General features: G+C 54.6%; 12 protein-coding genes. 7 read left to right on the plus strand and 5 right to left on the minus strand.

Translation table 11 applies throughout. The features are described 5' to 3' along the window. Nucleotides 1–8: 8 nt before the first annotated feature. The 5 genes from CGZ80_RS00355 to CGZ80_RS00375 all read right to left on the minus strand — a co-directional run bounded on the left by CGZ80_RS00355 (nucleotide 9) and on the right by CGZ80_RS00375 (nucleotide 4,871). Nucleotides 9–2,018, minus strand: coding sequence for a chemotaxis protein CheA (locus CGZ80_RS00355; RefSeq protein ID WP_094410788.1), 2,010 nt, complete (start codon nucleotides 2,016–2,018; stop codon nucleotides 9–11). Between the two features lie 22 nt (nucleotides 2,019–2,040). Continuing rightward, nucleotides 2,041–2,406: a response regulator gene (locus tag CGZ80_RS00360; protein WP_094410789.1), complete on the minus strand. Its 366-nt coding sequence runs from the start codon at nucleotides 2,404–2,406 to the stop codon at nucleotides 2,041–2,043. A gap of 17 nt (nucleotides 2,407–2,423) precedes the next feature. Beyond that, nucleotides 2,424–3,437, minus strand: coding sequence for a methyl-accepting chemotaxis protein (locus CGZ80_RS00365; protein WP_094410790.1), 1,014 nt, complete (start codon nucleotides 3,435–3,437; stop codon nucleotides 2,424–2,426). Nucleotides 3,438–3,500: 63 nt separating this feature from the next. Beyond that, nucleotides 3,501–3,806, minus strand: coding sequence for a lipid asymmetry maintenance protein MlaB (locus CGZ80_RS00370; RefSeq protein ID WP_094410791.1), 306 nt, complete (start codon nucleotides 3,804–3,806; stop codon nucleotides 3,501–3,503). A gap of 555 nt (nucleotides 3,807–4,361) precedes the next feature. Next, the gene (locus CGZ80_RS00375) at nucleotides 4,362–4,871 is read right to left on the minus strand and encodes a MarR family winged helix-turn-helix transcriptional regulator (RefSeq protein ID WP_198953592.1); all 510 of its coding nucleotides are present in this window, start codon (nucleotides 4,869–4,871) and stop codon (nucleotides 4,362–4,364) included. Nucleotides 4,872–5,470: 599 nt separating this feature from the next. Here CGZ80_RS00375 and CGZ80_RS00380 point away from each other — a divergent pair. The 7 genes from CGZ80_RS00380 to CGZ80_RS00410 all read left to right on the plus strand — a co-directional run bounded on the left by CGZ80_RS00380 (nucleotide 5,471) and on the right by CGZ80_RS00410 (nucleotide 13,044). Next, nucleotides 5,471–5,692 (plus strand): hypothetical protein, encoded by a 222-nt coding sequence (locus tag CGZ80_RS00380; RefSeq protein WP_094410793.1) that lies wholly within the window; start codon nucleotides 5,471–5,473, stop codon nucleotides 5,690–5,692. Between the two features lie 81 nt (nucleotides 5,693–5,773). Then, nucleotides 5,774–6,346 carry a hypothetical protein gene (locus tag CGZ80_RS00385; protein ID WP_143543669.1) on the plus strand — a complete coding sequence of 191 codons (573 nt, stop codon included), beginning with the start codon at nucleotides 5,774–5,776 and terminating at the stop codon, nucleotides 6,344–6,346. A gap of 2 nt (nucleotides 6,347–6,348) precedes the next feature. Further along, nucleotides 6,349–7,821 carry a sodium:solute symporter family protein gene (locus CGZ80_RS00390; RefSeq protein ID WP_094410795.1) on the plus strand — a complete coding sequence of 491 codons (1,473 nt, stop codon included), beginning with the start codon at nucleotides 6,349–6,351 and terminating at the stop codon, nucleotides 7,819–7,821. Nucleotides 7,822–7,950: 129 nt separating this feature from the next. Then, on the plus strand, nucleotides 7,951–9,057 hold the full coding sequence (locus CGZ80_RS00395) for an aspartate carbamoyltransferase (protein ID WP_094410796.1): 1,107 nt from the start codon (nucleotides 7,951–7,953) through the stop codon (nucleotides 9,055–9,057). Nucleotides 9,058–9,080: 23 nt separating this feature from the next. Further along, entirely contained in the window at nucleotides 9,081–11,000 is a 1,920-nt protein-coding gene (gene asnB / locus CGZ80_RS00400; RefSeq protein ID WP_094410797.1) for an asparagine synthase (glutamine-hydrolyzing), read from the plus strand. Continuing rightward, entirely contained in the window at nucleotides 11,000–12,253 is a 1,254-nt protein-coding gene (locus CGZ80_RS00405) for a Zn-dependent hydrolase (protein WP_094410798.1), read from the plus strand. The genes asnB and CGZ80_RS00405 overlap by 1 nt, the downstream gene beginning before the upstream one ends. A 53-nt stretch (nucleotides 12,254–12,306) precedes the next feature. After that, entirely contained in the window at nucleotides 12,307–13,044 is a 738-nt protein-coding gene (locus CGZ80_RS00410; protein WP_094410799.1) for a cysteine hydrolase family protein, read from the plus strand. Nucleotides 13,045–13,115 lie beyond the last annotated feature (71 nt).

The raw sequence follows: 13,115 nt of genomic DNA on the forward strand, positions 1-13,115 counted from the left end.
GAGCCGCACTAGCCCGCCAAAGACTTCAGACTGACGATGTCAAGGATCAGGGCCACACGCCCGTCTCCCAAAATGGTTGCCCCGGCAATACCGTTGACTTTGCGGAAGTTTGCTTCGAGGTTTTTGATAACGGCTTGTTGCTGTCCGATCAGGTCGTCCACCAACAGCGCGAACTTCATATCGTGGTCTTCGACGATCACGAGCAAACCCTGACAAGGATCAGTCTGGGCATCGCTGAGATTCAAGACCGAGTGGAGATGCAAAATCGGTACGACTTCGCCACGCACTTGAACCACATCCATGTTGTTAGCCAATCGTTTGACTTCGCTCCGCTTGGGGCGGAACGATTCGACGACGGACAACAGAGGAATCACGTAAACTTCCGATCCCAAGCTGATCAACAGGCCATCGAGGATGGCCAATGTCAGCGGCAAACGGACCGTCACGACGGTGCCTTTACCGGGTTTGGAATTTAGCGTGACGCTTCCTTTGAGCGATTCAATGTTTCTACGAACGACGTCCATGCCGACGCCGCGACCTGAAACGTCGGTAACCTTTTCGGCCGTCGACAATCCGGCATGAAACACCAGTTCGCAAATCTCTTGTTGAGATAGTTTTTCGTCGGGGTGGACGATGCCTCGGTCGATCGCCTTCTGGCGAATCCGGTCAAGGTCCATTCCCTTTCCATCGTCCTTCAGTTCGATGAAAATGTTTCCGCCCTGGTGGAACGCTCGAACCGAGATCTCACCTTCGGCCGGTTTACCCGCCGCGATGCGAGTTTCGGGGGACTCGATCCCATGGTCGACTGAGTTGCGGATCATGTGGATCAGCGGGTCACCGATCTGGTCCACCACCGTTTTGTCGAGCTCGGTTTCTTCACCCGAGACTTCGAAGTTGATTTTCTTGCCCAGTCGGCTGCTCAAGTCGCGAACGATTCGAGCCATTTTTTGGAACGTTGCCGCGACCGGAACCATCCGTAGCGACAAGCTCTGTTCTTGAAGGTCGCGAACGATTTTGCTCAGTTGGACGATGGCAGGCGAATCGGTCCCGCCGTTCATTCCGGCCCATTCCTGTTCGACCATCGAAATGCCGATGACGAGCTCGCCGATCTGGTTGATCATGCTGTCGAGCCGTTCGCCGTTGACGCGCACCGATTCACGGTGAGCGGGCGGGGCGGCCTTCGCAGATGCGTTTTTTGCGTCCTTGGCGGCTGATTTGGCAGCGGTCGGCGGCGCCGCTTCGTCGGACGCTTCGTCGTCGACTTCGGAATTGCATTCAGCGACTTCGGCCGGTTCTTCCGGTTCAGACTGGTTGAATTCGACAGTGGTTTCGTCGTCGACGAACATGAACACGTCACGGAGTTCGCTTTCGTCGCAATCAGATTGCAAACGCAGGGTCCATGCCAAGTACGATGACTCGGGGTCCATCTCGGTGATCGCTGGCAGTTGCGATGTGTCGAGTTTCAGTTCGCTAACGGTGCCGCATTCTTCCAGGTCGCGAAGCAACAACAGCGGATCAAGACCGAGGTGGAAAAAGTGGCTGGAAGGTCGAAACAGGACGTCGTATTCGGCAGGGCCGGATTCGGTCGTGTCAGTCGCTTGTGCATCGGATGCCTCCGGTGCCGGCCCGCCTGCGCCGCCATTGATCTCTTCCAAGCGGGCGACCACTTCGGCGGTGTTCGTTGGTTCGGGGGTCCCATCGCGTGCTGCCGATAGCAGTCCGCTGAGGACGTCGACCGACGCGAGGAGTACTTCGGTGGTATCGCTGGTGACTTGGATTTCGCCTTCGCGCATCCGATCCAACAGGCTTTCGAGCACGTGGGTAAATTGGCCCACGCCGTGAACACCGAATGTCGAGCTCGCACCTTTGATCGAGTGTGCGGCACGAAAAATTGTATTGAGCAGTTCCGTGTCGTCGGGCGTACTTTCGAGCTGCAGTAGGGCAGCTTCCATATTTTCGATGTGCTCGCAAGCTTCATCGAAAAACGACTCCAGGAACTGACGCATGTCGACCTTCATGGGTTTTCTCTGTCAGTTCGAGTTAGCGTACGACCTTGTTAATTACTTGCATGAGCTGTTCGGGATTGAACGGTTTGACAATCCAGCCAGTCGCCCCGGCAGCTCGCCCCTCTTGCTTCTTTGAATCTTGTGATTCGGTGGTCAGCATCAAGATGGGCGTGAATTTGTACTTCGCGTCAGCACGGAGCCTGCGGATCAGCGTCATCCCGTCCATCACCGGCATGTTCAAGTCGGTGACGACAACCTTGACGTCCTTTCCGGCGACGTTCTTCAACGCCTCTTCTCCGTTACCCGCTTCAATAACGTCGAAACCAGAGTCCCTTAGAGTGAAGGACACCATTTGACGCATCGATGTGGAGTCATCGACCACTAGCGCAGTGTTAGCCATTTCTTCTAGAGCTCCGGTTAAAACAACTCAATGTTGGATTCGTTAGAGGATTCTTGGGGTTCCGAGTCACCACTGAAAACGCGGCGTTCATCGTCGATACAGTACGAAGCGGAAAGTTTGTCCAGCCATTGTTGTGATCGCTTCTTGGCAAGGCCGCGCGGCTGGTCGCCAACGATTGATCCGAACGTTTCTCGTATGTCGTTGATCGTTGCGGTGACATGGTGCATCCGTTGACTGACCGCGTCTTGGAACTGCAACGTCATCACCGACATCGAAATGGCTCCCGCCAATTCGTCGCTTGATGTCTTTGTCGATTCGAGATTGTTTTCCAGTTCCATTTGGTATTGAGCCAGGCTGGAAAGCATCTCCTCGACACGCTGTTCGCAGGACGCGGTCGCCTGTTGTTCGACAGTGACCAAGCTCTGCGTTTTTTCGTAAGTCGCCCTAAGTGAACTGGCAAGGCGATCGACGACTTCCCGAATTCGCTTGCTGGCTTCGGATACGTTTTGGGCGAGGTCGCCCGTTTCCGATGCCACGACAGCAAAGCCGTCACCAAAGTCGCCAGCACGGGCGGCTTCGATCTGGCCGTTTAGCGAGACCATGCGAGAACGATTGGCGATGTCTTCGATCTTGACCATGCAGGATTCGACGTCTTGCACATCGCGTTCGATGTCCGCCAACATGCTTGCCGTTTCCTGAGTCGAAAGGCTCGTCTGACGAACCTGGGTCAACAACTCTGAAACCACCTCACGAACCTGTTCCACCCCAGCAGTTGACTCGCCACGCCGCGAGTCCGTTGCCATGCGTACTACTTCTCTAGCACGTTGTGCCATGTCGCCAAACGAACTGCTCAAATTGTCCGTGGCTGTGTTCCCCTTCTCGACCGCGTCTTTAATCTGCGCTTGGAGAACTTCTAACACCGGCAGGCACGCCGACACCTCTGTTGACAATCCGCCAGGACGCAAGCGTTTGCCAAGGCTCCGCAATCCGCCCCATACCTGTTGCCCAATACTTTTTGCTGAATCGGTCATCGCGAAATTCCCCCGGCGAACTCCAGGTTCAACTCATGTTGCAATCTGTGTAACGCCATCGATCTACGCTTCTGACTCTGTGGCCCCGGCAAACGCTTCAGCCGGAAGCAGTTCTTCCGCGCCGGCTCGCTTTAAAGAATTCGCCAGTTGCTCTGACACGCCGATCCATTCAATCGACTTGTCACTCTCTTCGCAGGCCGCTTGAGCCGCGATCAATAACTGAAGAATCGAGGCGTCGACATCGCGAGCTTCTGTGAAGTCAAGCTGTAACTTGTCACCCGATTGCAACGCTTCGCGAATTGATGCGTGAAGTTGTTCAGCTTGTGCGACTCCGATTGAACCCACCAACGGGATGTTGATCGTTTCCATGCCCCCGATTCCTACTTAAACGTTAGATGTAGCCTGCCACGTTTGGACTCCGCACGACGACTCACTAAGGATTGTCGAGCGTCGCCGGCAAACTTTGCAGGATCAATGAAGTGAAACTGATCCGCAGAGTGAAGGCAGACGCTACGAATGCGAACAACCCTTGCGAACGGTCCATTGGATGTACGTCGAGCTCCGCAGAGAGCGACGCTTCACCAGAGGAGGTGTTCCCACTTCGTGACAACGTTGGAAATCTAGAACGTCGAAAGTTGCGCGTGAGCGAAACGACGGTAAACAGACACCGTTAGGGAAAATTGATTGACGACCGCAGGCAAACCCTTGTTTTCCGGGGTGAAACCATTCGCAATCACGCAATCTTCTTGACTGTTTGATTGAGGGTCGGCCGTCAGTGGTGGCCGTATCAGATCGAAGGCAGTTGAGGGTTAGCCTTCACAAGATGCCTCCGTTGGCCTTGCGGTCACCAAACGATGTACTCCATTCACCTACGTTTTGGTGTGTCGTTTTCGCGAATGGAGTAAATGCTACAAGCAGAGAGAATCAGTTGTTCTCGGCGACAATGCCAACTTCTAATTCTGGCGTCAGTACCGGCGCGGCATCGATATCACAAGCATCCATTAACTCGACGATTCGCTCGAGGGCCCGGCGCAGTTCGATCCGTTCGTTTTCCTCGAGCGATTCCAGACGCGCGAGGAATTGTTCGTGCAACGGTTGAGGCAAACTTTCGAGACGGTGTATCCCTTGCTCGGTCAATGCGACAAAAACCTTACGTCGGTCGACACTCGAGCGTTCACGTTTCAGGTACCCGCCCTTCTCAAGCCGGTCCAAAATTCGCGAGACGGTTGGTGCCGAAAGCTGCACGGTTTCGGCAACACTCGCAACGGTTATCTCTTGTCCCGGATCCGCTTCGGCAATCGCTCGCAAACACAGCATCTGTGGGACACTCACTCCGGCCTGACGACCAACGTGCCGGGAGTGCTCTGAAGTTTTGCGAATGATTCGCCGAATGGCGCGGAGGATCTGAAATCCGATCGGTTCGTCTTTGCTCACAGGACCTGTCGTCACTAACCCAGTCATTCTCTGTACCGTTTGCTAGCTGGTGGTCATCCAGCGGCTTCAAATCGTAATCCGCCAGCGACACTCTAGCTGTGGCGAAGTTTAGTCAGCGTGGGGCATCCGATCGAGTGCTCTTGCGCGATCACACTGGAGAGTAAACCAGGCTCAAAACGCTGTGATTGCGAAAGAAGTTGGGGATGCCCTGTCACCAAGGAGAGGTAATCGCAGGATGTTTGCTATTGCAATTATTTCTCTAGCACGTATTATTAACGGCACATCATTTTTCGCAAAGCGCTTGTCGTTCGCACGACACGGATTTTTTGTCGTGCCTCTTGAGGGACCGCGACTTTGCACCATTTCTCGCTGTTTGCGTTGGTCTCGGAGATCGTGTCGCGTTCGGCGAAGGTTACTGGATTGCATCGAGGGAGGACGTCATGTCCTGTCTCCCTGGCGGACTTTCTACCGGTCGACGCCTGCTAAAACTGCTCGGATGTAGTTCTGCGGGGCCCACCTGGCGAATCGTGGTGTGCAGCAATCAGCGGTGCGCAAACGTTGTCGTGCCGGACATTCTGAACACGTATTGAGGAAGACTCATGACGGAATTCACCGAGATGAAGACTTACGACGTTCAACAAGTCGGTGACGCAGGCAGTGTGCTGTCGACCGTTCCAATCGACGCGATTAGCGGTGAAGCGGCGGCAAAGCAATTGAAGTCGGTCGAGCGTGGGACAGAAAAAATCATTGTCTGTCTCGACGGCTCCCCCATGAACGAAATGGGCGTTGACTACTGGCAAAAACGAGTTCGACGCCGCTAAAGCGGTATCTGCTCCGTCCTCATTCCAACGCAATCGACGAACTGTCACGCTGAATCACTTGGTAGATCAAAAATGACGCCCATGAGACTTCGGCGGTCAACGCCGCCGATACGTTTCGTCTTGCGTGCGACCGCGTCACGCCCCGGTTGGCTCGGGCTGTTTCTGTTGATGACAACTACGATTGGATTCGCAGACGCTCCTGCCATCCAAACGTCGATCGATGGATCGTCCGGTTCGGACGACGTTGGCTTTTCGGATGAAGCCAGCGGCGGCGAATTGCAGGCGATCGCTTTTGGTGAGGATATCCCGTCAAGGGTTCGCGAAGGTTATGTGTCGATCACTTGGGCTGACGTGCCGGATGCGGCGCGATACGAAGTGATCGATCGCAATGGAAGTGTCCTGCACTCGGGCGTTTTTTCACAAGCTTTCATTTCCGGGTTGCCCGACGGTATCTACCACTACCGCGTGCGAGCTTTGTCCGGAACTGGCGAACCGATTGCTATTACGCCAAAAGAACTTGAAGTCGAAGTGTCTCACTGGCCCTATCGTTACGTGGTACCTTTGTTGCTCGTTGGCTTGTTTGTCATGCTGAGCGTTGTTGGTGTGATCGTGGCGGGACAGCGTGGGATAGTCACCAAAGAGGTGCATCCGTGATCATGGCAGCAGGATCGGATGGGACGATCTTGAGTGCCGAGGCGGGCTACGTTTTGCTAGCCGTCTTTAGTGTGCTTTGGATCGGTCTCGGGTTATGGTGGGGCCGCAAGGCAAAGTCTTTTGATGGGTTCTCCGTCGCCGGGCGAAATGTCGGCCTCGCCCTCGCCACTGCGACCGCAGTGGCAACATGGATTACGTCCAACACAACAATGTTGGCACCGCAGTTTGCATTGCAACTTGGGGTTTGGGGAGCACTCGCCTATTGCACGGCTAGTTTCGGGCTGTTCGCTTTTGCGCCGATGAGCGGGCGAATCCGCAAGCTCATGCCGAACGGTTACACGGCGGTCGAGTTTGTGCGTCAGCGTTATGGCAAGCTGGGATCTGTTCCGTTCCTGATCATTTCGCTGTTCTATGCCATCACCTGGCTGGTCTCGATGACGATGGCTGGCGGAAAGTTGTTGCACGTCCTGTCGGGAATTCCCTATGAAGTCGGCATGACGGTGGTGCTTGGTGTGTGTGTCATGTACACGCTGTTTGGCGGTATGTACGCGGTGATCGGCACGGATTTCATTCAAAGCCTGATCATTTTGGTCGGACTGGTCGTGGTCGCGATTGCCGTGCTCACGCAGGTCAGTCTGGGCGAAGTGCACCACACGCTGCAGGAAGAGCGTCCGATGTTGCTGGACGTCTTTTTCCCGGCTGCCCTGATGGCATTGTTCAACAACATGTTATTCGCGTTCGGCGAGATCTTTCATAGCAACGTTTGGTGGAGCCGAGCGTTCGCGATGCGAGAAGGCGTTGGCCCCAAAGCGTACGCACTAGGCGGCCTGATTTGGCTTCCCGTTCCAGTGGTCGCGGGCTTTCTCGGGCTCGCCGCTCCTGCGCTCGGTATCGGAATCAGTCAACCAGACACGGTCGGCCCACTCGTTGCCGCAACGCTGTTGGGATCTGGCGGCGCATTGATGGTTTTCATCGTGGTCTTTTGTTCGCTTGCGTCGAGTATCGACAGTTTGCTCGCAGCGACTGGTGACCTGATTGTCAACGATATGGCAGAACCTCTTTGTGCTGGTGCGGTTAGCGACCAGACGAAGCGACGTTGGTCGTCCGTTGCCGTCATCGGACTAGGTGCGCTAGCCTGGGGGTTGGCGATTCCGAACTATGGGACTTTGGCGACCGTGCTCTTTTTCGCCGGCCCAATGGTCGGAAGCTGTCTTTGGCCAATTGTTGGCGGCTTGTATTTCCGCAAGGCGAGTCCTGTTGCTGCGTGTGCCTCAATGATCATCGGCAGCGCTGCCGGATTGATCGCTTACTACGCGATCGGTTGGTTCACCGCGTCGTTGATTGGGGCGGCAACGAGCGGAATGGTGTTTGTCGCGGCTTCTATGATTTGGCCTGACGAGTTCGATTTCGATTCGTTGGCCGGGCCCGTAACGAGTTCTGACAGTGCGGATGAAGGGGCGGTAGACGAACAATGATTTTCTCAGTTTGGTTTTTGAAGTTGATTGTGATAGGCGGCATCGCGCTCTGCATCGCAGGCGCGGTTGGATTGATGGTGTTTTTGATCTCTGACATGAAAGAAAAACGGATTTGGTGAGACCGACTCAATGACTTCTGCTCCACATTCAAACCGATCCTCGGCTAACAGCCCTACGGCGAAAGGTTCGCTTGCCAGCCACGCGAGCAACTCAAAAGGGCTCACGGTCAAACCTTCAGACCTGCTCGATTTTTGCAATCAGCAGATCGACCGTGAAGCACTCGAAGCCCTCGCCGGCCAATCGATACTCAATCCCCGTCAGTTCGATCGCCGCACCGTCGTTGCGCTTTCGCAGTTGGCCGCGTTGTTGGAGTCTCGAAACGTCGAACTCGATAAGCCGCTTGACGGAAAGATCGCGATCACGGCTTTCTTTGAAGCGAGTACGCGAACACGACTTTCATTCGAAAGCGCTGTCTTGCGACTCGACGGAAAGGTTTTGTCCGTCCCAGACGGACAGGTCACTGGGATTGCAAAGGGCGAATCGCTGGCGGACATCGGCGAGATGTTCAATACCTATGGCGATGTCGTGATCATGAGGCATCCCGACACGGATAGCGTTGATGAAATTCGAAAGAATCTGCAACGTCCGTTGATTAACGCCGGCAATGGAAGCGGGCATCATCCGACGCAAGCATTGATCGATTGGTATGCACTGCTGAAATGGCGTCCGGAATTGGTCCGTCAGGACTGCCCCGAAGAGAAGCGGATTCACCTTGGGATCATCGGAACTCCTGGTTCGATGCGCGCTGTGAAAAGCTTCTTGCGGATCTCGCTGATGTTCACCGGATCGGTGCGAAAGATCACGCTGATTTCTGAAATGGCGGATCCCGTCGGTTTGGATTTGACTGAGCCGATCGAGCAGTCGCCTATCGAATTAGAAATCACGAACGACGTCCGCGAAGTAATCCCAGAACTGGACGTTGCGTATGTTAATTCGATTGCCTTTCTAGGCGATAGCTATCGGAATCTCGGTAGCCGCTATCGCATCGATTGCAACAGCAGGCTGAAACCGAATGCGGTGGTGATGCATCCGCTTGCTCGGAACGAAGAGCTGTCGACCGATTTGGACGACACTTGTCACAACCTTTACTTTGCCCAGGCGGCCGGCGCCGTGTTTGTGCGTCAGGCCCTTTTGACCGCTGTGCTTGACCGACTTGATCGCGTCAGCGGTATCTAGATTCATTCTCAAGATTCAGTTTTATGTGTGGAATTACCGGTTTTTGGAATCCGTCCCGAACGAACGAACGCGAGATGCGGTTTGTCCTCGATGGGATGCTCGATGTCCTCGATCACCGTGGACCCGACGAACGCGGGAGCAGGCTGTTTGTCGAACAAGGGTTGGCGCTTGGACACACGCGTCTGTCGATCGTCGGACTCGATCATGGACACCAACCGATCGAATCTGCCGACGGCGACTACGCGATCACCGTCAATGGCGAATTGTATGGCTACAAACGGCTGCGTACTGAATTGGCATGCGAGTCACTCGATTGCCAAGGGAAAAGCGACAGCGCCGTCGCGTTGCCGCTGTACTTGAAACACGGATTGTCATTCGTCGATCGACTGCGTGGCGAATTCGCGATCGTGTTGTATGACCATCGTGAACAACGATTGATCCTGGTACGTGACCGCTTCGGCATCAAGCCGCTGTACTACGCGATCAATGACAACGGATTTTCATGGGGATCGGAAGTCAAATCGATTCTCAAGCACCCCGACATCGATCCGAAACTCTGCCCCAAGGTCGCTCTGCACCAAATGATGCAAGTCATGGTGCCCGGGACCACGGCATTCGAAGGCGTGAAGGCAGTGCTTCCAGGGCACATGCTGATCGTGCAACGTGATGGCGACCGGTTGGTTGCCAAGCAAACGCGTTGGTGGGACCTCGAATTTCCAACCAGTCACGATCCAAACCCGAATCCAGATGAGTATGTTGCTGGTGTCAAAGAACGTTTGATTGATGCCGTCGCGACTCGCTTGGAAGCTGACGTCCCAGTGGGATGCTACCTTTCCGGCGGCATCGACAGTTGTTCGATCCTTGGGCTCGCAACGACACTCCAGCAGTCACCGGTCAAGGCGTTCACGATCGCTTTTGATAGTGATGCTTACGACGAATCGAATATCGCCAAGTTGATGGCCGAACGTACCGGTGCGGAACAGGAACTGTTGCGACTCACCGAAAAAGAGTTGTACGGGCCCGCATTCGAACGTGCGACTTGGCATGCCGAGCGAACGTTTTACAACACACTTGCGGTTGCCAAATGGCACATGAGTCGTCGCGTGCGGGCGTGCAACTACAAAGCGGTCGTGACCGGCGAAGGCTCCGATGAGTTGTTTGGCGGATACCCGTTCTTTAAACGCGATTGGTTAGGGCGGGACGACGAGGGTGGCATTTTCGCGGGTGCGATTTTGGCTGAAGAAGACCTGCAGCATCCCGACTGGATGGATCTGTGTGGATTTACGCCGTCCTGGATTCAGCCTTGGATGTTGACTCTCCAGCGTGTTCGCCCACTGCTATCGTCATCGTTGCAAGACATGCTTGCCGAGTATGATCCGGTCGGAGAAGTCGCCAAGGCAATTGATCCAGCCCAGGTACGTGGGCGGCATCGATTGGATATTTCGCAGTACACTTGGAGCAAAACGATGCTCGAAGGCCAAATCTTGACCTGGGGTGGGGACAGGATGGACATGGCCAATAGCATGGAAGCACGCCCGGCGTTCTTGGATCACCATGTCGCCGAGTATGCCGTCAACATTCCGCCTGAAGTTCGTATTCGCGACGGCGTCGAAAAATGGGTGCTACGCGAAGCGATGGTCAACGTGTTGCCACGCGAACTTTACGAACGCAAAAAGTTCGCTTTCATGGCGCCGCCCGCCCATACCGATCCGGTCAAACGTCAAGCGATCCAAGAAATGATTGATCATTGGATGACGCCACAGCGTGTTTCCGACCTTGGCATTTTCGATGCTAAAAAACTGAACCAGTTTATCGACGACGCTTGGCAGGAAACGGACGGCACAATCGCTCGACGAAATGACATCGTGATGAACCATGCCCTTCAATTGCATTTGCTGCACGGCCAATATGTCGAAGGGCTTCCTCTGCCTGTAGTGGATTGATGAGCATTGCCGCAACAAAGCAGCTTCGTGTCCAACTGGAACGCATCAAGACGGACATTCTCGAACTCGCCGAACTCGGTCGTGATCCCGCTGACAAAGGGATCTATCGAATGGCGTTTACTGATGCCGATATGCAAGGCAAACAGTGGCTGCAAGACCGTATCAAAGCCGCCGGATTGACTCCGCAGCTCGATGGTGCGCTCAACATCTCGGCAGTGCTTGAATCCGGAAACGACAAGCCACGCATTATGGTCGGGTCGCATATCGATACCGTTCCTTGTGCCGGTGCTCTCGATGGCACTCTGGGGGTCGTTGTTGGATTGGAATGCTTACGATGCATGAAAGAGCAAGGCATTCGGCCCGGACGCGATGTCGAACTGATTGCGTTCAGCGACGAAGAGGGCCGCTTCGGTGGAATGTTTGGTTCGCAATCCGTCGCCGGGCAAATGAATCCTGGTGCCGTCGCCACAATGAAAGACCTGAACGGGATTCTGCTATCGGACGAACTAAAACGGCACGGTTACGACGCACGTTATGCGCTGGATGCGGCACGCGATCCGGAATCCATTGCCGGCTACCTGGAATTGCATATCGAACAAGGTCCTGTACTCGACCGATTGAAAAAGCCCGTTGGGATCGTCGACGAAATCACTGGGCTTTTCACATGGGCCGTCCGTCTGCGCGGCGAAGCCAACCACGCGGGAACGACTCCAATGGACATGCGCAATGATGCGTTCATGGGATTGGCGGAATTCGCGAACGAACTGCCCAGGATTCTCGAAGAAAACGGCAGCGATCGCAGTCGAGCGACGATCGGAAAAGCTCAGATTATGCCGGGGGCAGCGAACACGGTTCCCGGATTGGTCGAATTCTCTTTGGATGTCCGCGATACGAGCGAAGTGGTGCTCGACGAACTTGCCGCCGCACTTCGAAAGGCCCTGTCGGCGATCGCAAGACGACGAAACTTAATGTTCGATTTTGAACAGATGAGTTACCTACAGCCCGTCAAATGCAGCGATCTTATTGTCAATCGAGTCATCGAGCAGGCGAATCATTTGGGGCTATCGTATCTTAAGATGCCCAGCGGTGCCGCACATGACGCGCAGATCATGGGACGGATTGTGCCCGTCGGAATGGTCTTTGTCCCCAGCAAAAAAGGTCAAAGCCACTCGCCCGCCGAATGGACGGCCTGGTCCGACATCGAAGCCGGCGCTAACTTGATGCTACATGCGATTCTGTCGATGGCAGACTAGACGCCAGGACTGGAAACGCAGTGAGAGATTGATTCCTTTTGAAAGTGACAGCGATGAACCTCGGCCAATCCGATTTTGAACACCTCGATCCGCTTCGCGATGTCTATCACGAAGCCTTCGTCGAAAATCCCGCTCAGCAGACGTTTCTTAAAAAAGGCAACGTGGCGTTGCTCTGCATTGATTTGCAATACCTTGATGCGGCACGAGGACATGGCGTCTTCCGCGATGCGACTTCGCACGGCGTTTCACCCGAAGCACAAGAGTACTACTTCAATCGTCTTGATCAACTGGTCTTGCCAGGTGTGCAGCGAATTCAGAATGCGTTTCGCGAGCACCAATTAGAAGTCATCCACACCCGTATCCAGTCTTTGACACGCGATGGCCGTGACCGCAGCAAAGGCCATCGACGATTGGGGCTGTTGGCAGCACCTGGCACACGCGATGCGGACTTCATCGAGTCCGTTGGCCCGAAAGACGAATACGATGAAATCGTTATCAACAAGACTGCCAGCGGTGTGTTCTCATCAACCAACTTGCACTATGTGCTGAAGAATATTGGTATCGAAGCGCTCTATGTCGTCGGCGTCTATACCAACGAATGTGTCGAAACGACTGTTCGCGATGCGTGTGACCTTGGCTATCTGGTGACCGTGGTCGAGGACTGCTGTGCGACCGTGACTAAGGAACTCCACGAGGCCTCCTTGGCAACGCTGCGTGATCGCTACGCACGCATCGTGACTTTGGACGAAGCTCTCGGAAATCTCGCGAAGTATCACCAGGTCACACAATAGTTCACATCTGAGAGATGCGGTCTGGATTACATGTTCGCCAACTACCAGAGTAATCGCCCTCGTTGATGGAA

The organism is Rhodopirellula sp. MGV, assembly GCF_002251265.1.
Lineage (GTDB): Bacteria > Planctomycetota > Planctomycetia > Pirellulales > Pirellulaceae > Stieleria > Stieleria baltica_A.

What these genes read in the sequence shown, in the direction of transcription:
- CGZ80_RS00355 (WP_094410788.1), bottom strand. Translation starts at nt 2,018, where the DNA reads ATGAAGGTCGACATGCGTCAGTTCCTGGAGTCGTTTTTCGATGAAGCT.
- CGZ80_RS00360 (WP_094410789.1), bottom strand. Translation starts at nt 2,406, where the DNA reads ATGGCTAACACTGCGCTAGTGGTCGATGACTCCACATCGATGCGTCAA.
- CGZ80_RS00365 (WP_094410790.1), bottom strand. Translation starts at nt 3,437, where the DNA reads ATGACCGATTCAGCAAAAAGTATTGGGCAACAGGTATGGGGCGGATTG.
- CGZ80_RS00370 (WP_094410791.1), bottom strand. Translation starts at nt 3,806, where the DNA reads ATGGAAACGATCAACATCCCGTTGGTGGGTTCAATCGGAGTCGCACAA.
- CGZ80_RS00380 (WP_094410793.1), top strand. Translation starts at nt 5,471, where the DNA reads ATGACGGAATTCACCGAGATGAAGACTTACGACGTTCAACAAGTCGGT.
- CGZ80_RS00385 (WP_143543669.1), top strand. Translation starts at nt 5,774, where the DNA reads ATGAGACTTCGGCGGTCAACGCCGCCGATACGTTTCGTCTTGCGTGCG.
- CGZ80_RS00390 (WP_094410795.1), top strand. Translation starts at nt 6,349, where the DNA reads ATGGCAGCAGGATCGGATGGGACGATCTTGAGTGCCGAGGCGGGCTAC.
- CGZ80_RS00395 (WP_094410796.1), top strand. Translation starts at nt 7,951, where the DNA reads ATGACTTCTGCTCCACATTCAAACCGATCCTCGGCTAACAGCCCTACG.
- asnB (WP_094410797.1), top strand. Translation starts at nt 9,081, where the DNA reads ATGTGTGGAATTACCGGTTTTTGGAATCCGTCCCGAACGAACGAACGC.
- CGZ80_RS00405 (WP_094410798.1), top strand. Translation starts at nt 11,000, where the DNA reads ATGAGCATTGCCGCAACAAAGCAGCTTCGTGTCCAACTGGAACGCATC.
- CGZ80_RS00410 (WP_094410799.1), top strand. Translation starts at nt 12,307, where the DNA reads ATGAACCTCGGCCAATCCGATTTTGAACACCTCGATCCGCTTCGCGAT.